This is a genomic window from Oceanithermus desulfurans, from assembly GCF_014201675.1.
Taxonomy (GTDB): Bacteria; Deinococcota; Deinococci; order Deinococcales; family Marinithermaceae; genus Oceanithermus; species Oceanithermus desulfurans.
Genome location: NZ_JACHEZ010000004.1, coordinates 284,598 through 305,053, shown reverse-complemented (window position 1 = coordinate 305,053; position 20,456 = coordinate 284,598). Strand labels below are relative to the sequence as shown.

The following is a 20,456-nucleotide window of genomic DNA, read 5'->3' as shown; positions in this document are numbered from 1 at the left end:
GGTGGTCTTGCCGTGGTCGACGTGACCGATGGTGCCCACGTTGACGTGGGGCTTGGTTCGTTCGAATACACCTTTGGCCATGGTTTCCTCCTTGCAGTCGGAACCGGCCCGTTTGCGCCGAGGCCCAAACGGGCGCGGTCCGAACCTCCTTTGGAGCTCGCGGCCGGACTTGAACCGGCGACCTCACCCTTACCAAGGGTGTGCTCTACCTGCTGAGCTACGCGAGCGCGCCTGGAGCGGGAGACGGGACTCGAACCCGCGACCCTCGGCTTGGGAAGCCGATGCTCTACCAACTGAGCTACTCCCGCAGGTGGTGGGCAGGGCTGGATTCGAACCAGCGAAGGCATACGCCAACGGTTTTACAGACCGTCCCCTTTGGCCACTTGGGTACCTGCCCACGGACGTTTTGCTGGAGCCACCCAGGGGAGTCGAACCCCCAACCGCCCGATTACAAGTCGGGTGCTCTGCCAGTTGAGCTAGGGTGGCACCCTGGGCGCTCTGGGCGGGGAATGGAACCCCGTCCGAGGGACTAGGCTATCACACCCCCAAAGGGGTGTCAAGCCGCGTGGGAGCGGGAAAAACGCTCAGCAACAACGCATCCTGGTACACGCTGCTTGTGGTCAGGCGAACACCTGAAAAGCTAGTAGCTCCAATCTACGGGCCCTTCTTCCACAGGAGTCTCCCCCCGATACCAAGGAGGTTCGTAATAGGCGTAGTCTGAAAGCATGAGAGAAGGGTAGCACGATCTACGTACGATATGGAAAGGCCCCCCCGCGGTTGGGATTTCATGATACCAATACAGCTCTTTGTCATCGGTAACGTCGGGGTAAAAGCGGCAACCCCATAAATCCGCCCAGGACAGAATCTGCCTCGTACCAGGAGTGTAGAAGCTAGCAACTTCTCGTCCTTTGTCGTCGTAATACTTTATCTTCTCCCCGTGGATGCCGAAGGAGAACCGTGCCCAAATTGGCCCCCGTTGGTGGTAGAGAGTAACTCTGCCTCGGATGGTTGCCTATCGAGAACGTCCCAACCGCCGTGTAGGAAGTGATGTTTATTATCTTTCCCGGAAAGGGTACAGGCGTGTAGAACACCGACGGAGATTTCAAACCGGCAACGAACGGGGGCAATAATTGTTGGTTCGAATCGTTTCGGCGAGGGTGCAGCAGGTAAAATTCCTCGACCACATGCTCCGGATCGCCAAGAGCAGCATAGCCGCAAGAATTCATCCATGAAGTAAAGGGGATATGCGGGTATTGCGGCCATGACCATTCGCTATCCTCGCCTTGGTCTCCGTGAAGAATAGGCCAGCGCTTGAGTCGATACTTCGGTGTATTCTGTGGATAGTAAATAAACAGCGGTTCCCGATACTGAACATCCAGGATTGAACCCTCGGCGTCACTGGTTACATCCGTGTACAGCTCTATCAAGTGGGGGGTGTTCTGTACCTCGATAGACCCCGATAACGGAGGGCATTCCCAGCCGTCGTAAGTTTCCGGTGAAAATGTTACCTCCAATTCGGGGCAAAGCAATCTGACCGGTACTTGCACAACTGGATTTACCGGATCGCTTGAGCGAATGACGACTTCACCTTCCTGCTCCCCAGCTTCACCGCAATACACCTTGGATGTGTATCTGGCGGCATAGGACGAATAGCTTTCTCCAGGCTCTAACCGACCTTGTTCAGGCTTTAGCTCTAACCACGAAGGGGTCTCTAGCTGGAAGTCTAATGGAGCCACTCCGCCCACCTCAGAAAAATCAAAGGTGTCCGGCAGGACCCAGCTGTCCCGATTAGGCATCCCGATGTAATTTATTGCCGTAATGTACGGAACTGGTAATACGGGAACCGAGATTTCGGGAGCGATGCACTTTACCAACATCGGGATGGTAACCTCTCGCTCGTCAGGGTCGTTGCTGCGTATTTCGATTGAACCGGTGTGGTCCCCCACCTCGGTGCACTGGAAGCCCACCTCGACCCGGGCCCGTTCGCCGGGTGGCACCCTAACGCTCTGGCTGCCGCCCAAGGGGACGGCGGTGCTCGCCGGATAGACGTCAGGTGGTCCTATGTTGGCGACGGGGGAATCGGTGCTGATCGTGGCGAGCAGGTCGGCCGCACCGACGTTGCTAAAGCTCACTTCTACGGGCGGGTTCGCTGCCCCGTCGGTCATCCACATGTCAACCTCGATGCTGGCCGGACGAACATCGTCAATATCCGGGACGTCCGCACCGCCGCCACCGCCGCTTGTGCACCAATCGGGTATATGGTCTTTCCAGTCGCTGTTCCTAAGGTTATCGCAGGCCTTCTGCTTAAACCCGGGAACGTACGACTCGTAGTACTCCACCAACCCGTGGGCGATGTCCTCGGCGGCGACGTCGATGGGGTCGGTGGGGTCGAGGGGCGGGCACGCGGTGCCCGGAGGGGGGTTGTTGTAGCATTTCTGCACACTCGCGCGGTCGAGGCTTCTGCGCAAGGCACGAGCGTTCTCGCAATCGACGTAGCTCCCGACTTCGATGAGCGTCGTGTTGGGAATGGTGATCGCGGTACTGTCTGTCGCGATACTCTTTATCTGATCGTTTTCATCATAGCTTGGATTGAGTCCCGAGGCCACCGTTACAGGACCGGCATACTTGGGCGGTTTCTGGTACTTTCCCTTCATGTGTTCATTTCCGATAAAAACCGCCCCCGGGCGTCCGTGAAGGTCGAATTCCTGCGCATGGGCCCCATTGCGGACGATGCCCGCATCCCAGTAGTAAAGATCGTGCTTGTTCACGGCTTCGGACAAGGCCTGGCTGTCTTTGAGCGAGCGGAGCATGTACTCCAGGGTCGAGGTAACCAAATTCCGGCTTACCGCGGCCGCGGGATTCGAACCTTTACTAATCGCTTGGTTCGAGGCCAGGATCGAGCTGCCGCCACCACCTATCCCGCGAATCACGCTCGCAAATATCGCCCCGGCATCGGTGGCATCATTGAAGTGGAGCGAAATCAGGGCCACCCGTGGCGAGCCGACCAGGTTGGCACCGTCGGGGTTGAAGGGCACGTTGATCAGCCCCGCGTCCCTGAACTTGCGCACGATCTGGCCGTAACGGGAGATGCTTTGAGGTTTATTCCTCTTATGGTCAAAATAGGTCGCACGCTCGACGCAGGCCCGGGCTTCGGCCGCAGTGGGGAAGTGCTTATTGCATAGCTTTTCGATGGTAGGTACGTAGAACTTGGCGTTCCGCCCGCGCCGATTTAGCTCGACCCCAGGGCCTTCGCAAACATCCTTATCATGCACGCCGAGCAGCGCTTCGGTGACGCAGCCGTTGGCGTTTATATTATTTCCGTGTTTGTCATCGAAGGGTCCGTAGTCGCCATAGCGAGAAAGGTCTACGAGGAACCCGGCCCGGTCGAGGAGGCTTTGCATGCGGAGGGCCAGTGAGAGGTTGACCCAGTCTTCGTCAATCTCTACCTTCTTGTTACCACTACAAACCATAAACGTGCCGCGCCCACTGTAATGCCCGCCGTGCCCGGGGTCGAGGATCACGAGCACCTGCGAAGGGTCGTCGGGCAGGGCGCTCGGGTCGGACCACTCCAGCGGCGCCGCGGCGAGGGAGGAGCTGTTGCAGTAATACGACTTGGCTTGCGCGGCCCGCTCAAAGCTTACGTCACCCTCCCCCCACCGCGGCGGCTGGGTCGGCGGGGGCTTTCCAGGGCTGCAGGCGGCCGCTAAAAGGAGAATTAAAAGCAGCAGGGCCCGCCTCACGGCACCACCTCCAGCACCACAAGGCGGTGGGTGGCCTTGTTCCAGGCGTCGTCGCGGTCGGTGGTGATCAGCACCAGGCGATCGCGGTGGCCCAGGAGAGGGTGGAGCCAGCTCGCGGTGGTCACCGGGCGGGCGTGCGCCGAACGCCAGAGCGCGGGAAAGGTCTCGAGGGGGTTGGTGGAAAGCCAGTTATTGATTACATCAAACCAGACATCTTCATCGTTGGACACCCGGAGTATGGCCACGTCGGCGGCCACGCCGGTGCTGTCGGGGTCCTCGGGAAACGAGCGCACGCGGTAGAGCACGTATCGGCCGGAGGCGGCCACGTGGTGCTCGATGGGCGTGGCGGCAATGCCCCAGCCGTTCCACCCAATCTGCTTCTCTGCGTAGATCTTTGCGTCCAGGCGACACTCCGGCTCCTCGACCGAAGCCTTTAGGTAGCGGCCGGCGACCGAGACCAAAAAGGGGCACTCGGCGTCAACGCATACGTAGGGGCCTTCCCCCAGCCCCTCGCGGTGCCCGGCCTCGACGGTCACCGGGCGCCAGCGCTTCTTCTCCACGTCGTAGACCACGAAGCGGCGGTAGTTGCCGTACTCCCCATCCCGGGCGACGAGCAGTAGGTAACGGCCGCCGGGGAACCAGAAGACGTTCTCGGCGTAGGGTGCGGGGACGTCCAGGAGCACCTTCACTTCCTCGGCCAGGGCGGGGGCTAGGAGGGAGAGGAAGAGGGAAAGGGTGAGGGTGAGTTTGAGCAGGTTACGTTTCATGCAAGTCACCTTTCGTGGTGAGATGGTTCAGACGAAGGAAAGGTGGAAGCTAAAGTAGATTAGATATATTATAGTAGTTCGTTTTGCTTAATACAACTGTTGCGGGATTGGTTATATTCTCGTGCTCCGCACGGGGAAAGGCACGGCTCGGATATCTCATGTGATCTCCCGTTGATTGTCGCTTGCGACGCGCGGGCCGGGTGTCGGGTCGCGATGCGAATATCAGCCGCAAGTGTTATGCAAAAACCATCTAAGCTTAGCTACCGAGTCTTACGAAAGCCTCAGCGCTTTTCTTGGGGGTAGGCGCTCAGGTCGCAACAAAGGGGCGGGAGCTGGTGGCGACCTGTGTTTGAAAGAGACCGCGTTAGAGAGTGCTCAGGTTTGACTGCTCTTACTATGGCGCTTCTTCGTTGTTGTAGCAATAGTACGCGACTACCTTTTGCGCCTGGGAGAAGTCGATGGGGCCGGAGCGCCAGGGGGTGGGGCGTTGCACCACCGCGGTCGTCGTGGGGTGGGCGGACGGCTGGCGCACCACCTCGACGACCAACAAACGCCACGTTGAGCTGTCGTCGGGTTCGCGGCGGGCGGCGGTGACGAGGGCCAGCCAGTCGGGAAGGCCCGCCTGGTCGTAGGCCCAACCGCCGCCGAGAATGGCGCGGTCGTCGGGCAGGCTCCACACCGCGGGGAAACCGGATTCGCCGCGAATTGCGTTCATCCGTCGGAAACGTCGTTACCGGTGCGCACGATCTGTACGTCAAAGTAGTCGTAGCCACGGTGCCCGTCGGGGTCCGGCGGATAGCCCTGCCCGGTAACGAGCACGTATTCGCCCGAGTGGGACACTTTCAAGGCCGGGGGCCACACGTTTTCGAAAAACAGTATCTCTTTCACTTTGTGTCCTCTGCTCCTCGCCCAAGCAGGGGAGCACTCCTGGTCGTCCCGTCCGACCTTCACGAAACGTCCCGAAACCGTTACGAGCACAGTGCAGTCGTCCGAGCCAAGGCAGGTCCAGGGTCGGTCGCCGAACTCGTCTTTCGAATCCACCTGGACCACGGGCCGCCAGCTGCCGGTTTCGAGGTCCACCACGGCGAAACGAAGATCGTTGCCAAAGGTGTCGACCGCTCCCGGCGGGTCTCGTTGGGCGTCGAACCAGTCGGCCACGACCAGGTAACGCCCCCCGGGGAACCAGCGCACCTCCTCGGCGCCGGGGGTGGGCAGGTCCATAAGCACCTTGACCTCCTCCGCCAGGGCGGGTATGGGGAGGAGGGCAAGGGCGGCGGGGAGGAGGGCAAGGGAAAGGGTGAGTTTAAGCAAGATTCGTTTCATGCAAGTCACCTTTCGTGGCGAGATGGTTTGGACGAAGGTAGGGCGGGGCGGAGGCGAGGGGCGGGAACCTTGAGAGCGCCGGGCAAGCGGAGGCGCTGGTTGCGCATCTGCACGCTCAGCCCCCACGGCCAAAACGCCTGCGCAACGCCCCGAGCAGGCGCTGGGCCAAGCCCTTGCGCACCGGGGGAAGGGCTTCGGTGCGGGCGCGCACCGGCAAGACCATCCCGAGCTGACGCAGCTTGTGGAGGCAGAGCCGCACGTCGTCCAGCGCTATCCCGACGCGCTCGGCGATCTCGCGCGCCGAGGCGCCGGTAACGAGCAGCATACGGGCGCGGTCAAGGAACTGGGCGATGCGCCGGTCCTCCACCGGCTCCATGCGAACCAGGCGAAAGAGGGTGTCGGGGTGGGCCAGAACGTGACGGGCCTCGCTGAGCTCGTCGTGGAAGGCTGCGGCCGCCACCAGCAGGCTCTGGATGGGTACCCCGACGACGAGGGAGGAACCCCGGGGGCGGACTCCCGGATGGAACTCGAACGCCCCCTTGCGCGCCTGCATCAGCTTGGCTACGGCACTGCGCAACTGCAAGGCGTCCACCGGCCGGCCGGCCACGTGCATGCAGCAGAGGGTGCCCTTGCGGACATACAAGGTGGCGTTGGGCTGCCCGGGAACGTTGAAGATTTCCAGCGCACCCTCCTGCGTCGCCAACAGCGGCAGCAGGTCGGCGAGCGCGATGTGTTCGAGGTTGCCAAAGACGGCCAAGCGCTTACCTCCGGGGCAGCTGCATTTTACAAGATTTCCGTTCGTGTGTATGGCTATAGTTGCTTTGTTTGGGATCATGCGGTCCATACCCCGGCAGCGAAGGGCTTCTTTCCTAGACTCACAGGACAAGTAAGTCCAGAAGAGTTGGGCCCAAGCTGGAGGTGAGCAGGGATCGTCGTTCCAACCCGGCGTCGAACGCCCTTCCAGCTCCGTTACTTCGGCACCGCTAGCGCCCGGGTGCGAGTTTCCACTCCACCAGCCGAAGGGTGCGCAGGCCGAGCCCCAGGGGACGGTGGCTGATCCAGATCGCGGTCTTGCCCTCGAGGTGGGGGCCGAACGTGGCGAGCACCTCGCGCTCGGTCTCGGCGTCGAGTCCCTCGGTGGGCTCGTCGAGGATCCAGACGTCCCCGCCCTTGAGGAGGGCGCGGGCCAGGTTCAGCCGGCGTACCTCCCCACCCGAGAGATGGCGCGCGCCGGGTCCGAGTCAGTTCGCAAGCAGCTTGCCTTCGAGCAGGTGACCAAAATGGGATGCTTTTAGAGCGCGCTCCAGCGCCCCGTCGCTGTTGTAATCGAATCACGGAAGGTCCTACACGAGCACATGAATGTAGAGAGGCTTCCTCCGACCATCAGACGGGTGACGCCAATAAGGAGAAGGTGCCCATCGTCCAGGAAGGCCGCTTCAGCGAGCACAGCGTCCACACCAGCAGCCTTGATGAGTCAGAACCCACGAGTAAGACTACTGTCCGAGTTTCGAATGAACAGATAACTGCATGTCGAGACTCAGGTCGTAGCCCATATCGCGGATCGCCGGGGAAAGGTGCACTTCCTTGTCTGGATTACAGTCTCAGGAGGTCTTTATGAGATATTTGGCTGGTTCCCAAGCTACTCCTAGCTATATATATTCTAATAATATATAAAGAATAATATTAAACAATATGTTAAGGGATGTATACTTGAAAAACGTGGTACCTGGGTAATGAAAATGGAAAAGAACAAGAAAGTAACTACGAAGCAAGAACGCTGCCCCACCCAGCTTCTGGAGGACAACCCGAGCCAGGAAGACACTCTAGGCGGCGGTCATGCGCGAACCGCGCAGGCGCTAGCAGACCTAGTGCTTAGCACGACCGGAGGGAAGGCCGTGGCCCTCTTCGGGAACTGGGGCAGCGGCAAGTCTACTGTAGTTAGGCTGTTCCAAAAAGAGGTAGAAGAGAACCCAGATACCAAAGTATTCGTCTTTGACGCATGGGCCCACGAGGGTGACCCTCTCCGCCGATCGTTCTTGGAGCGACTCAAGTCCTTTCTTGAGACGAGTGGTTGGATCAAGGGCAAGGCTCTGGAAGAAATCAATAACCAGATCGACGAACTGACCGGCCGCAAGGAGGAGTCCCAATCTCGTACGGATACCGTTGTGACCTATGAGGGCAAATGGATCGGTGCCTCTCTCGCCTTAGGAGTCCCTCTAGGTGCGGCGTTACTCAGCAGCCAGCCTGTGTTCCTGGCTCCAACATGGTTTGCCGCCCTGAGCCTTGTGGCCATCTTTTCTCCGGTCCTTGTTGCTACCTACTTTGGGTTTAGGAGTCGCCCACGTAAGCGTACGTGGGAATTCCCGAGCCTAGTCAGCCAAAACATCCACACAACTCGGACTTCTACTGTGCGCAGCCCCGAGCCCACCTCTGTGGAGTTCGAGGCAAGGTTCAAAGACATGCTAGACCGGGCTTTAACTGGGGACCGGCGGCTTGTCATCGTCGTCGACAACTTGGATCGCCTTCCCAATGAGCAGGCTCGATCCGTCTGGGCGACAATGCGCACCTTCTTTGAGGTTCGGGACAAACCCTGGAGCCATAGACTATGGGTCATAGTTCCCGCCGACCCTTCGGCCGTGCCCCACCTTTGGCTGGGCGGCGGGGACGATGCCATCCAAGAAGCGAGCGAGGGAAATCCCGGTCGAGATGTGGCTGAGGTTTTTGTCTCCAAGTTTTTTCAGGCGAGGTTTTACGTTCCTCCGCCCGTGCTTTCGGACTGGAAGCCCTTTTTCTTCGACATGCTTGGCAAGGCTTTCCCTTCGCACGACGAAGAAGATTTTTACCCTATCTATCGGGTTTATAGGGACCTTGTTCTAAAGCAGGATCGCCCGCCTACCCCTCGGAGCCTCAAGCAGTTCGTAAACCTGATTGGAAGCCAACACCGGACCTGGCAGGATGAAATCCCCCTACCCCTACAAGCCCTCTACGTGGCCCTAAGGGAAGAACTCGCCAAGAATCCACGTCAGGCGCTGACCGACAAAGAGCCAGAGGTCAGGAAAATTTTCCCCGAAGCGGAGAACTGGAAGGCTCATGTGCTGTCGCAGCATTTCAACGTAGCACCAGAGAAGGCCCTCCAGGTCCTCTTCCTTGAAGATATCCGGAAGGGCTTGGACTCTGCAACTGATGTTGGCCTCAAGGAAGTTGCAGAGCTTCTTGAACCGAAGGCCCTGGCCACCCTGCTCGGCGAGGCATTGGCGGAAGCCGGGGAGTGGGTGAACAAGACCCCTGAGCGTCTTGCCAGATCGGCGCTAGCTATACACGAAATACGGGGCGCTTTGCCTGACGCAGAGCGCGAGCACCTCTTGAGCCAGCTCCGCGCAAGGGCGGCTCAGGCGAGCGAGTGGGCGGTCTGGGACAACGAGGTTGCACAGGGACTCCTGGTTCTAATCGCCTCAGCTTCAACCGACGACGAAAAACAGGACCTTGTGCGAGCCATCCTGAACGGGGTGGAAGTCCATTCCGGCAACGATGAGGACGGCGGAGCCAAAAAGATCGCGAACACAGCAACCTACCTCGCGGACTTCCTGAACCAGCTCAAGGACAGGCTCAACCTTGACGTGCCTGACGGCTTCCATTTTCCAGTCCAGGAACCTGCCGATTGGATTCCCGCCCTTAGTGCTATAGACCCCTGGGGATTTGACGAGGAGATTAAGAAGCCCTTCTTCCCAACGCCCTCTGATTTGCCGAAAGTGCTCAACGAGCTCGCTACGCGCGCTGGGCAGGGAACGTTCGGAATGATCGAGGCGCGGGCGGTTCGGGCCCTGTCCGATGGCGAACCCAGCAGCGAACTGAGCTGGCAGGGGTTGATAAACAACCTCGACATTAGGCTAGCTACCAGCGAACAATATCCCGATGGCCGGCTGCGAGCGATGATGTACGCCCTTCTCCAGTTGGAACCTATCGCACCGAGAGCCAAAGGAGTCCTCGACAAGTTGGTTTCCAACTGGTTTCTTTTCCACCACCTATCGGTAGTCGAGGACAAGCGGACTTTGGCCACTTTGCTTTTACCCCTCATCGCCCTCAATCCTGCTGGCCAATTCCGGTCACAGGGGGGGCAAGCGAATCAGGGGCTGCAAAAGTTCCGCTCACTATTGCAAAGTCCTGAACAAGTCGATCTCAAGGAGTTGGCAAGGATTCTTATTGAGCTCGCTAAACGGGGGAGCGAAACTTTCTCGATCGAAAACGTAGTTCAGGCTGCAGCGAGCAGCTCTGACGCCAAGAAGCTTGTGGTCGACCTTCTTGATATAGTCGAACAAGAATACCCCGGAGAGGATTTTTACCCGGATCTCCTGTTAGAGCATGGTGACTCCCTCAGTGAACTCCTAGAGAAAGATGCTCTTGGGGAAAAGTACCGCAAGTACCAGCGTCAAGTAATTGAGCGGATGCTGAATGAAGGCTTCGACCTCGACCGTTTGCCCCTTTACGAAAGGCTACTTCAAGTAGCCGAAGAGCCTCAGTTGGCAAGGTTTGGAGACTTGCTTCGTTCAGGCTTTGAAGGACAGACTAAGGACGTCTGGTTGGATTTTATAAGGCAGGGTGACACATCTGTTACAATGCACATCCTCCGCGCGCTAGATCAACGCGGTTTTCCGCCGCATCTAGATCATAAACTTGCGGACGCCATTGAAGACGCGGCGGCAAGCTTGCTTCACAACGAAGAAGGCGAATACGATCCGAGCATCGTTAAAGAATACTGGAAGTTTCTCGATGATGTCGCTCGGCGTATCCTAGCGGTACGATTGGCTGGTCGGATTTCTGAGCTTTTGATAGAGAACCGGGAAAAGTCGGCAGAGGAGTTTCTTGAAGCTGCAGGAGACGAGATCCTTTACGCTGTGGAAAAGGTAAAACCTGAGGACCTCAATAACCTGCTGCTGGCTTGGCTTCCGAAAGCGCTCCAGCGGCTTTCCAAAGATGAGCTAGAGTGGCTTGTTAAGCTGTTTTTGAAGCTTCGCGATCGCGTCCCCTCTTTGAATCAAGATGTGCTAAAGGAGGCTCTCGAACGAATTGAGGCAGCACACAAAGAGTTGGAGGACAAGGGGTCGGCGGACGAGGGGCTTCGAGAACTCCTAACTGAGCTGCGGAACCGATTCGGACAGCGATAGATGATTGAAAAAACCGATGAAATCGCCTCGGTTTTTGGTATTAATTGAGTAGTTAAAATTATCATTTTATTTTATATTATTTAATAATAAAATAAAATGTTTAAGTTTTAGTTTTTTTATTGTACGCTTTCCCATTGTTTGCAGCTGGTCTACATTTATAGGGCTTGAACACCCAGCCCTCACCTGCGATGAACATCACCACTGCGGCCAGGGTAGGCGGGCTCTGATCGTTAGCAAAAAACTTCCCTACCCTGGTCCTAATTTGACTTCTTAGACCTAGCAGTGCAGCGCGATTGTGCTCTTGATCTGCCTCTGGTATCTACCGGGAAGGTCATGGCCGGTCACGGCTACTTCTCGGCTTCGAGCGAACAGTTCCGGTGCCCGCACGAGGCGGCCACAGTGGCGCTGCTCAGAAAAGGTCTGAGCCAAGGCTCCATAGCCACACTGAGAAGACCTCCTTTAAGTCCTCAGATAGGGTCTACCTCACTGACTGCAACACGGAGCCAGAACCTCGTGCAGCGGACTGCTGCCATCGGCTCCGATAAGTTTGTCCATCACTGCCCAGTGAATGGACACGTGATTTTCCGTGATTTTCAAAGGGTAGCAGTCCTACACCGTAAAGTCTGGCTCAAATATCCTCTTTTACAGCCCAAGAGAAGCTAGCCTATTTACCCGGTGAATGTGGCATTTGCGCTTTTGGGCAATGTGCACCTCTGACCACGCCCCGCTTCTCGAGGCATTCCTAAACCCACCACAAAAAACAACCCCCTAAACGCAGGGGGTTGCTGGCACAAAAAGGGTTTACGCCTGGGCGGCGGGCTGGGCCTTCTTCCGGCGCGCGCGGGCGCGCTTGGCCCGCTTGGCACGGGCTTCCAGCTCGGCGAGCCCGCCCACCAGGGCCAGATCGAGCGCCTGGTCGAGGTTCTCGACGAAGTGGAAGGTCATGTCGCGCTGCAGGTTGCGCGGGATGTCGCGCAGGTCGGGCTCGTTGCGGCGCGGCAGGATGACCTCGCGGATCCCGGCGCGGCGCGCACCCAGCACCTTCTCCCGCACCCCACCGATGGGCAGCACCCGACCGGTGAGGGTGATCTCTCCGGTCATGGCCACGTCGTGGCGCACCGGCACCTCGGTGAGGGCGCTCACCAATGCGCTGCTGATGGCGATGCCGGCTGAGGGCCCTTCCTTGGGAATGGCGCCGGCAGGTACGTGGATGTGGATGTCGGACTTCTCGAACTTCTCGAGCTCGATCCCGAAGCGCTCGGCGTTCTTCTTGGCATAGCTGAGCGCCGCCCGGGCCGACTCCTTCATCACGTCCCCCAGCTGGCCGGTGAGGATGAGCTGGCCCTTGCCGGGCATGATGCTCACCTCGACGAACATGATGTCGCCGCCAACGGGGGTGTAGTACATGCCGGTAGCCACGCCCACCTGGGGCTCGCGGGCTTCGGTCTCGGGGGTGTAGCGCGGCGGACCCAGGTACTTCTCGAGGTCGCGCTCGGTGATGCGGACCCGCTTCTTGCCCTCCTCGAGGATGCGGCGGGCCGCCTTGCGCAGCAGGCTGCCGATCTCGCGCTCGAGGTTGCGCACGCCCGCCTCACGGGTGTAGTGGGTGATGAGCCGCATCAGCGCCGCCTCGGTGACGTGGACCTGGCCCTTGCTCAGGCCGTTCTCTTCGAGCTGCCGCGGCAGCAGGTAGCGCTTGGCAATCTCCAGCTTCTCCTGCTCGATGTAGGAGGTGAACTCGATCAGCTCCATGCGGTCCATCAGCGGCGCGGGGATGAGCTGCGGGAAGTTGGCGGTACCAATGAAGAGCACCTCGGAGAGGTCGAAGGGCACGCCCAGGTAGTGGTCGGTGAACTCCTTGTTCTGGGCGGGGTCGAGCACTTCGAGGAGCGCTGCGGCCGGGTCGCCCTGGAAGCTCTGCCCCATCTTGTCCACCTCGTCGAGGAGGAAGACGGGGTTCTTGCTCCCGGCCTGCCGCAGCCCCTGGATGATGCGGCCGGGCATGGCGCCAATGTAGGTGCGCCGGTGGCCGCGGATGTCGGACTCGTCGCGCACGCCGCCAAGGCTGACGCGCACGTACTTGCGCCCCAGCGCCCGGGCGATGGACTTGGCGATCGAGGTCTTGCCCACGCCCGGCGGACCGACGAAGAGCAGGATGGGCCCCTTGTTGACCTCCTCGGCGGGAATCTCGCCGCGCTTGGCGCGTTCGTAGCGGAGCTTGCGCACGGCCAGGTACTCGAGCACCCGGTCCTTGACCTTCTCCAGGCCGTAGTGGTCTTCCTCGAGAATCTGCTTGGCCCGCTCGATGTCGAGGTTGTCTTCGGTGCGGGTGTTCCAGGGCAGGTGAACGATCCAGTCGAGGTAGGTGCGGATCACCGCGGCCTCGGCCGAGTCGGGGTGCATCCGCGCCAGGCGGCCGAGCTCGCGGTCCACCTCCTTTTGTACGTTCTCAGGAAGGTTCAGCTCTTCAATGCGTTGGCGCAGCTCCTCGACCTCTTCTTCGCCTTCCTCGCCATGGAGCTCCTTCTGGATGACCTTCATCTGCTCGCGCAGGAAGTATTCGCGCTGGTTGCGGTCGATCTCTTCCTTGACCTGCTGCTGGATGCGGCGCTGGGTCTCGATGAGCTCGAGCTCGGCGTCGAGGAGCACCAGCACCCGCCGCAGGCGTTCGGACACACCCGCCATCTCGAGGATCTTCTGCTTGTCCTCGAGCTTGAAGTCCATATGGAAGGCGATGTAGTCCGCGAGCTGGCTCGGGTCCTCCAGCTTCTGGATGTACTGGGCCACGTCGGGGCTCAGGTACTTGCCCTCCTTGAGGATGGCGGCGAAGCGCTCCTGCACCTCGCGGAAAAGGGCGCGCACCTCGACCTCGTCACCGGGCACGTCCTGGATGGGCTCGACCTCGGCGGTCAGGTAGCCCTCGGCGCTCTCGTAGCGCCGCACGCGGGCGCGGGCAAAGGCCTGCACCAGCATCTGCACCGAGCCGTCGGGGTTCTTGCGCATGCGCAGGATGTTGGCGAGCGTGCCCACGGTGAAGAGGTCGTCGGCCTCGGGCGACTCCACCTCCTTGTCGCGCTGGCTGACGATCAACACGACCCGCTCGCCGTTCAAAGCGGCATCGATGGCGCGCACCGAGACGGGGCGGCCCGCATCGATGGGCATGACCATCGTCGGAAAGATGACGGAGCCGCGAACGGGGACGACGGGAACGCGTTCGGGTATCTGCATCTCGGACCTCCTTTCGTCCGTGGTTTCGCTGGTTTCTAGGTCCGATCCTTGCGGGTCGGCCTGTGGGGTTGAAGGCTGTTCGTGTTCAAAATCGCTCATAAGTTTAGTCTACCCTTGTCAAATTTTACCGCAATTTTATTCTCAGGTCTAGTGATTTCCGGCGCGGTTGCGGGCCAGGAAGTCGTCCAGCCAGCGGGTGAAGGCCTGCGCCTGCATGGGACGGGCGATTCCGAAACCCTGCACCCAGTCGCACTCCGTTTGGCGCAACCACTCCAGCTGGCGTACGTCCTCGACGCCTTCGATGGTGATCTGCAGACCCAGGTTGCCACCCAGGGCGAAGATGGAACGCAGCACCGCCTCGGTGCGCGGGTTCTTACCGATGTCGCGGGTGAAAGCACGGTCGACTTTGAGGATGTCGACGGCGAGGTAGGCCAGGTAGGCGAGCGAGGAGTACCCCGTCCCGAAGTCGTCGACCGCGATCCGCACGCCCAGCTCGCGCAGGTGGGTGAGGGGGCCGCGGGTGTGTTCGACGTCGGCAATGATGCGCTCGGTGATCTCCAGGGTCAGGCGCTCCGCAGGGTAGCCGGTCGCCTGCAGCAGCTCCTCGAGGCTGGCCGTGAAGGCGGGGTCGAGGATGCTCTCGGGCGAGACGTTGACCGAGAGCCGGGGAGCGGCCTCCCCCCAGCGCTCGAGCCAGCGCAACCCCTCGCCGAGGGCCATGCGCAGCACCCGGGCGTCGAGCTTTACGGCTAGGCCGTACTGCTCCGCCAGCGGTACGAACTCGGCGGGCGAAATCTGCTCGCCGCTGCGGGGGTCGCGCCAACGCAGCAACGCCTCGGCGGCGACCACGTAGCGCCCCTCGGGGTTGACGACGGGCTGGAAGTGCAGGTACAGTTCGCCGCCCTCCCCGTCCTCCATGGCCCGGCGCAGCGCCTCGACACGCGCGCGCCGCTCCGCGGCCTTTTCCTGCAGGCCGGCCTCGTACTCGTAGACCTCGCGCTTGCTTTCCTTGGCGACGGCCAGCGCCATGTCGGCCCGGCGCAGCAGCGTTTCGGCGTCGGAGCCGAAGGTGCGGAACCGCACCATGCCGGCGCGCGCCGAGAGCCGGATCCGGTGTTCCCCCAGCGGCGCGGAAGCGCTCAGGTGCTCGAGCGCCTGCTCCAGCAAGGCCCGTGGGTCGTCGCCCACCAGCACGACCACGAACTCGTCGCCGCCCCAGCGCGCGGCCCAGACCCCGATGGGCGCGAGCGCCTGGAGGCGCGAGGCCACGTAGCGCAGCAGGCGGTCGCCGGTCTCGTGCCCCCAGGTGTCGTTGACCTCGCCGAAGTCCACCAGGTCGAGGAAGGCCACGGCCCCCGAGACCTCGGCGCTCGAGAGCAGGTACGAAAGGTGCCGGTAGAGGGCCCGGCGGTTAGGCAGGCCGGTGAGGTCGTCGTGGTAGGCCTTGAACTCGAGGTCGTCCATCACCTTGCGGTAGCGCAGCACCTGCCCCATCAGCTGGGCGACCTGCTGTACGAAGCGGACGGTGTTCTCGTCCATCCGCCGGGGGTCCCGGAAGCCGATGCCGAGCACCCCGTACGGCGACCGGAGCCCCGGAATCGGCACGCTCAGGGTGCTGCGGATGCCCCATTCGAGCAGGCGTTCGGGCACCGGGAAGCGGCGCTCGCTGCGAAGGTCGTGCGCGACCACCACCTCGTTGAGCTTCTGCGTGAAACCCGCCTGGGAGCGGTCGACCTCGAAGGTGGTCCCCACGGGGACCCGCTTCCCGGCGCGCACCACCATCCTGCGGTTCTCCGAGTCGTGCTCCATGATGGAGACGTAGTCGGGCTCGAGGATGCGGTCGAGCACCTCGACGACCTTCTCGAAGAAGCGCTCGGGCTGGGTCGTCTCCCAGGCCTGGCGGCCTAGGTCGTAGAGCGCCCGCTGCCGCTCGGCGTTCATGCGCGTCCACTGCTCGTGCCGCGCCTTCTCCTCCACGTCCATCAGGTAGCCCAGGTAGACCTCGGGCTCGCCCGCCGCCCTGCGCCCGTGCAGCGCGATCCAGTGGTACTCGCCCGACTCCAGGCGGAAGCGCACGCGCGTCTGGTCGCCGCCCGCCTGGCGCAGCAGCGCGAAGTGGCGGCGGAAGAGGCCACGGTCCTCCGGGTGCACCCGCTCGACGAGGTGCTCGGGGGTCTGCCCCAGGACTTCTTCCGTTTCCAGGCCCAGGACGTTGCGGGCGTTGGGCGAAAGGTAGCCGATGCGCTGTGCGGGTCCTTCGAGGCGGTAGAGCACCCAGGGACCGGAGCGCAGCAGCTCGTCGAGGAAGACGGACGACTCCATCGTGGCCTGCTCGAGCTCCTTTTCGTGGGTAACGTCGGTCATCACCCCCAGGTAGTAGCGCCGCCCGGGCGCCGCCTCGAACAGGGTCACGGTGTCGCGGATCCAGCGCCAGTCCCCGGCCTTGTGCCGCATGCGGTAGCTGATCTCGACCGAAGCGCCGGGGGTCAGCCGCGCCAGCGCCTGCATGACCTTGGCGCGGTCGTCGGGGTGGAGGCTGGCGTACCAGGCGTCGGGGCGGCCCACCCACTCGGCCGCGGTGTAGCCCAGCATGGACTCGATCGCGCCGGCGGCGAAGAGGGTGGTCCCCTGCTCGTCGGCCAGCGCCTGATAGACGACGACCGGGAGCCTGCGGGAAAGGATCGCCCACTCGCCCGGGGTCAGGTGAAAGGGGGGCAGCAACCGTCTGCGGAAGCGCCACCAGAGGTTACGAAAGAACTCCCAGCTCCTGCCCACCACACCTCCCATCCGATCATGGCCGCACGGTGGATTTACGCCTATTGTAGTCCATAATTACGACCACATCGTGCATGTTCCAAACAATGTGACCCAAGGAACACGGCAGGGAACCCTTACGCTAACCCAAATCTACCCCTGCTTCACGTCAGCGAAGGGTCATATTCCGCCGCCGGACGCCGCACCCGGGTGTGATATGCTACCTGCCGGCATGAACCGTCCCCTGAAAGTCTTTACCGGGAAGTCGAACCCTGCGCTCGCGCGCGAGATCGCCCACCACCTGGAACTGCCGCTGGGCCGCAGCAGCACCGAAAAGTTCGCCAACGACAACCTCTTCGTCCGCTTCGAGGAGTCGCTGCGCGAGGCCGACGTCTTCATCGTGCAGTCGCTCACGCCGCCGGTGCAGGACCATCTCTTCGAGCTGCTGATGATGATCGACGCCGCCAAAGGGGCGAGCGCGCACCGGGTGACCGCGGTGATCCCCTACTTCTCCTACGCCCGCAGCGACAAGAAAGACGAGCCCCGCATCTCGGTGGCCGCGCGGCTGGTGGCCGACCTGCTGCAGACCGCCGGAGCCGACCGGGTGCTCACCATGACGCTGCACTCGCCGCAGGTGCACGGCTTTTTCAAGGTGCCCATGGACCACCTCTCGGCCGAGATGGTGATCGCCAACCACTTCGTGACCCGGATCGAGGACCTGGAGCACGCCGTGGTGGTGGCCCCCGACGCCGGCGACATCAAGCGCGCCAGCGCGCTGGCGCGGCGGCTGGGCACGCCGCTCGCCTTCATCGACAAACAGCGCCTCTCCGACACCGAGGTGGAGGCGCGGGGCCTGGTGGGCGACGTGAAGGGGAAGATCGCCCTGGTGATCGACGACGAGGTCTCGACCGCGGGCTCGCTCGTCAAGGCCGCCGAAACCGTGCTCGAAGCGGGGGCGCGCGAGGTCTACGCCGCGGTGACCCACGGGGTCTACGTGGGTCCGGCGCTCGAGCGCATCGCCAAGAGCCCCATCCGCACCGTGGCCGCCACCGACACCTGCGCCCCGCCCCGTCCCCTCCCCGAAAAGCTGCGGGTGATGAACGTGGCCCCCCTCTTCGCCGAGGCCATCGACCGCATCCACCGGGGCGAGTCCATCTCGGCGCTGTTCAACTGACCATGACGACGAAGGAACGGCTCTACCTCGAGGGCGTGCCGCTCGTCCTGGCCCGGCCCGAGCGGCCGCGGGGCTGGGTGCTCTTCCTGCACGGCGCGGGCGGCTCCAAGGAGCGCACCGCCCGCCTGGCCGCCCCCTTCCACGAACGCGGCCTGGCCACCGTCCACCCCGACGCCCCCCTGCACGGCGAGCGGGCCGAGGCGCGCTGGCGCTTCGACCCGCGTGACCGCGCGAACTACCTCGAGGGCGTGGTGCGCGCCATCGCCGCCCAGGTGGCCGAGCTGCCAGCGCTCGCTGAGGCGCTGGCCGCTCGCGACGAACTCGCGGGCCTGCCCCTGCTGGCCGCGGGCGCGAGCATGGGCGGCTACGTCTGGCACGAGCTGATCTCGCGCGGGCTGCTGCGGCCGCAGGCGGCGGCGATCCTGATTTCCAGCGGCTTTCCGCTCGACGCTCCGCCGAGCTTCGTCGAGGCCCACCCCGAGTGGGCCGAGGCCTACCAAAACCCGCCGGTCACCCGCGCCGCCGCCTACCCGCCCACGCCGATTCTGCACCTGCACGGCGCCCGCGACCCGGTGGTGCCGCTCGCGCGCATGCAGGAGACCGTGAAGGCCCTGCGGAGCGCCTACAAGGAACGGGACGGACGCCTGGCCCACGCCGTCTTCGAGGGCGTGGGGCACGAGCTGCCCGAGGTGATGCTGGAGCAGGCCGCGGGCTGGCTCGCGCACTGGAGCCGCTGATGCTCTACCTGGGCACCTCGGGCTGGCCGAGCGGAGGCGAGTGGTCGGGGCTCTCGCCCCGGCAGCGCCGCCGCCGCTACTTCGGGCTCTTCAACTCGATCGAGCTGGTCCAGACCCACCGCCGCGTGCCCGACTGGGACGTGGTCGGCCGCTGGCGCGCCTACGCGCCCGCGGGCTTCGTCTACTCCTGGGTCGCGCCCCGCTACCTGACCTACCGCCCCGGCGGCGAGGAGCGCCGCGGCCTGCGCCGCTTTCTGCGCCGCCACAAGCGGCTGGGCCGCGCCCGCGGCGGGGTGCGCTTCGTGGTGCCGGACCGCGCCGACCCGGTCGCCTTCGCCGAGTGGCTGGCTATGCTCGCGGAGCTCGAGCTCCCCGGCGATTACGCTTTCGAGGTGAAAGAAGAGCTCAGCGGGCTGCTGGAGCCCTACGGATGGGTGGCCGTGAACCGCCCCGCCGCCTGGCAGTACGTCCTCGACCGCCCCCCGCTGCCAGACCTTCCCGGCTACGCCTACTACGGCTCACTCAGCGCCGCCCTCCGCCACCAGCACGAAGTAGCGTCCGAGCGCGGCTAGCGCCGCCTGGGCGCTGGCCTCCTGGCGGGTGAGCGCTCCGCCGGTGAAGACGCCCATCGCCCCCAGCGCCCGCGCCTCGGGGCCGTAACGGGCCTCGATGAGCTCGCCCAGCGTCTCCCCCGCCCGCAGCGCCGCCAGCCAGCCGGCCGGCAGCTGCACCCCGGGGCTGCGCCCCAACGCGTAGCGTTCGCCGTCGTCCACCGCCGCCACGTTGACGACCCAGCCGCCCTCCAGGTCCACCCCGCCCTCGATGCCCACGCCCAGCGCGGCACCGGCGCGCTCGCGCGCCGCCCGCGCCCGCGCCAGCGCCCCGGCCGCGGTCTCGGCCTCGCTCAAGGGCTGCGCGGCCACGCCGCTGGGCACCTCCAGCGGGCGCGGCTCGACGTCGAGCCCCAGGCGCTCGAGCGCCCACCTGAGCGCCAGCAGCTTGACCGCGTTCGTGCTCCCCAGGGCGATTTCCACGCCCTCCAGTCTACCGGGGGGACGCAGGAGCGGAGGCAAGATCCGCGGTAGCGGGCGGAACCGGGCCGGCGCCCGGTCTGCCTCTACTTCCGGAACGTCGCCCCGGCGTTTCGGCGGAATCGGCTTGCTCCGAAGTCGAAGGCACAAGGCGGCCCCGCGCCTCTTGGCCACCCTCGCCCCGCCCCTCCTTCCGTCATCCCCGACGAGGTGCGAAGCGCCGAGGTCGGGGATCTTGTCGTGGTCGTTTAGCGAACCGACCGGGCGGTCGATCCTCTTATTCGCGCCCAGCAAAGATTCCGGCTCTCACGGGCCGGGTGGCCCGCTCGTCCGGAATGACGAGAGGCAGTACGCAGCGGGTGGCAGGCGGTAAATGGTGGGTGGTACACAGTGCGCAGTGCGCGGTACATGGCACATGGCGCGAGACTGGGGGATCGTTAGAGGGGGAGGGCGTAGCGGGTAGCGGCCGTGAGCCTGCCCGCCTTTTCTTTGCAAGCCCAAAACCGTGCAGACTCGGCGCCTCGACGTCCACACGATTGC

Annotated in this window: 12 protein-coding genes, 4 tRNA genes and 1 pseudogene; 4 read left to right on the top strand and 13 right to left on the bottom strand. The window is 62.9% G+C overall.

What is annotated here, in order from left to right; translation table 11 throughout:
- Positions 1–151: 151 nt before the first annotated feature.
- The 10 genes and pseudogenes from HNQ05_RS07155 to HNQ05_RS12410 all read right to left on the bottom strand — a co-directional run.
- Positions 152–227 (bottom strand) — tRNA-Thr (locus tag HNQ05_RS07155).
- A gap of 5 nt (positions 228–232) precedes the next feature.
- Positions 233–308, bottom strand: a tRNA-Gly gene (locus HNQ05_RS07150).
- 3 nt (positions 309–311) lie between these two features.
- Positions 312–397: transfer RNA gene (locus tag HNQ05_RS07145), tRNA-Tyr, on the bottom strand.
- 13 nt (positions 398–410) lie between these two features.
- Positions 411–486, bottom strand: a tRNA-Thr gene (locus HNQ05_RS07140).
- A 404-nt stretch (positions 487–890) separates the two neighbouring features.
- Positions 891–3,740 (bottom strand): N-acetylmuramoyl-L-alanine amidase, encoded by a 2,850-nt coding sequence (locus HNQ05_RS07135; protein WP_183677699.1) that lies wholly within the window; start codon positions 3,738–3,740, stop codon positions 891–893.
- Positions 3,737–4,507: a hypothetical protein gene (locus HNQ05_RS07130; RefSeq protein ID WP_183677697.1), complete on the bottom strand. Its 771-nt coding sequence runs from the start codon at positions 4,505–4,507 to the stop codon at positions 3,737–3,739. Before HNQ05_RS07130 ends, HNQ05_RS07135 begins: the two co-directional genes overlap by 4 nt.
- Positions 4,508–4,901: 394 nt before the next feature.
- Positions 4,902–5,222, bottom strand: coding sequence for a hypothetical protein (locus tag HNQ05_RS07125; protein WP_147148720.1), 321 nt, complete (start codon positions 5,220–5,222; stop codon positions 4,902–4,904).
- A complete protein-coding gene (locus tag HNQ05_RS07120; protein WP_147148719.1) occupies positions 5,219–5,830 on the bottom strand; it encodes a hypothetical protein in 612 nt (203 codons plus the stop codon). Before HNQ05_RS07120 ends, HNQ05_RS07125 begins: the two co-directional genes overlap by 4 nt.
- Before the next feature lie 115 nt (positions 5,831–5,945).
- The gene (locus HNQ05_RS07115; RefSeq protein WP_183677695.1) at positions 5,946–6,587 is read right to left on the bottom strand and encodes a DUF4388 domain-containing protein; all 642 of its coding nucleotides are present in this window, start codon (positions 6,585–6,587) and stop codon (positions 5,946–5,948) included.
- A gap of 226 nt (positions 6,588–6,813) precedes the next feature.
- Positions 6,814–7,044 (bottom strand): annotated as a pseudogene (locus HNQ05_RS12410) (hypothetical protein); the annotation flags it as partial.
- Positions 7,045–7,569: 525 nt separating this feature from the next.
- Here HNQ05_RS12410 and HNQ05_RS07105 point away from each other — a divergent pair.
- A complete protein-coding gene (locus tag HNQ05_RS07105; RefSeq protein ID WP_183677693.1) occupies positions 7,570–10,992 on the top strand; it encodes a P-loop NTPase fold protein in 3,423 nt (1,140 codons plus the stop codon).
- An 801-nt stretch (positions 10,993–11,793) separates the two neighbouring features.
- On the opposite strand, the gene lon is transcribed toward HNQ05_RS07105, so the two are convergent.
- Together lon and HNQ05_RS07095 are read right to left on the bottom strand one after the other, a co-directional pair.
- Positions 11,794–14,220, bottom strand: coding sequence for an endopeptidase La (lon, locus tag HNQ05_RS07100; protein WP_147148712.1), 2,427 nt, complete (start codon positions 14,218–14,220; stop codon positions 11,794–11,796).
- Between the two features lie 147 nt (positions 14,221–14,367).
- Positions 14,368–16,995: a sensor domain-containing protein gene (locus HNQ05_RS07095; RefSeq protein ID WP_183677691.1), complete on the bottom strand. Its 2,628-nt coding sequence runs from the start codon at positions 16,993–16,995 to the stop codon at positions 14,368–14,370.
- Between the two features lie 211 nt (positions 16,996–17,206).
- Between HNQ05_RS07095 and HNQ05_RS07090 the strand changes: the two genes are divergently transcribed.
- From HNQ05_RS07090 to HNQ05_RS07080, 3 genes are read left to right on the top strand one after another with little or no spacing between them, the layout of a single operon-like run.
- Positions 17,207–18,148 (top strand): ribose-phosphate diphosphokinase, encoded by a 942-nt coding sequence (locus tag HNQ05_RS07090; protein ID WP_147148708.1) that lies wholly within the window; start codon positions 17,207–17,209, stop codon positions 18,146–18,148.
- A 2-nt stretch (positions 18,149–18,150) separates the two neighbouring features.
- On the top strand, positions 18,151–18,885 hold the full coding sequence (locus tag HNQ05_RS07085; RefSeq protein WP_147148706.1) for an alpha/beta hydrolase: 735 nt from the start codon (positions 18,151–18,153) through the stop codon (positions 18,883–18,885).
- Positions 18,885–19,457 (top strand): DUF72 domain-containing protein, encoded by a 573-nt coding sequence (locus HNQ05_RS07080; RefSeq protein WP_147148704.1) that lies wholly within the window; start codon positions 18,885–18,887, stop codon positions 19,455–19,457. Before HNQ05_RS07085 ends, HNQ05_RS07080 begins: the two co-directional genes overlap by 1 nt.
- On the opposite strand, the gene HNQ05_RS07075 is transcribed toward HNQ05_RS07080, so the two are convergent.
- Positions 19,404–19,919 carry an inosine/xanthosine triphosphatase gene (locus HNQ05_RS07075; RefSeq protein ID WP_147148702.1) on the bottom strand — a complete coding sequence of 172 codons (516 nt, stop codon included), beginning with the start codon at positions 19,917–19,919 and terminating at the stop codon, positions 19,404–19,406. The genes HNQ05_RS07080 and HNQ05_RS07075 overlap by 54 nt on opposite strands.
- Between the last annotated feature and the right edge of the window lie 537 nt (positions 19,920–20,456).

Excerpts from the sequence above, each read along its gene's own strand:
- HNQ05_RS07080 (WP_147148704.1), top strand. The coding sequence starts at position 18,885 with ATGCTCTACCTGGGCACCTCGGGCTGGCCGAGCGGAGGCGAGTGGTCG.
- HNQ05_RS07105 (WP_183677693.1), top strand. The coding sequence starts at position 7,570 with ATGGAAAAGAACAAGAAAGTAACTACGAAGCAAGAACGCTGCCCCACC.
- lon (WP_147148712.1), bottom strand. The coding sequence starts at position 14,220 with ATGCAGATACCCGAACGCGTTCCCGTCGTCCCCGTTCGCGGCTCCGTC.
- HNQ05_RS07090 (WP_147148708.1), top strand. The coding sequence starts at position 17,207 with ATGAACCGTCCCCTGAAAGTCTTTACCGGGAAGTCGAACCCTGCGCTC.
- HNQ05_RS07120 (WP_147148719.1), bottom strand. The coding sequence starts at position 5,830 with ATGAAACGAATCTTGCTTAAACTCACCCTTTCCCTTGCCCTCCTCCCC.
- HNQ05_RS07130 (WP_183677697.1), bottom strand. The coding sequence starts at position 4,507 with ATGAAACGTAACCTGCTCAAACTCACCCTCACCCTTTCCCTCTTCCTC.
- HNQ05_RS07125 (WP_147148720.1), bottom strand. The coding sequence starts at position 5,222 with ATGAACGCAATTCGCGGCGAATCCGGTTTCCCCGCGGTGTGGAGCCTG.
- HNQ05_RS07085 (WP_147148706.1), top strand. The coding sequence starts at position 18,151 with ATGACGACGAAGGAACGGCTCTACCTCGAGGGCGTGCCGCTCGTCCTG.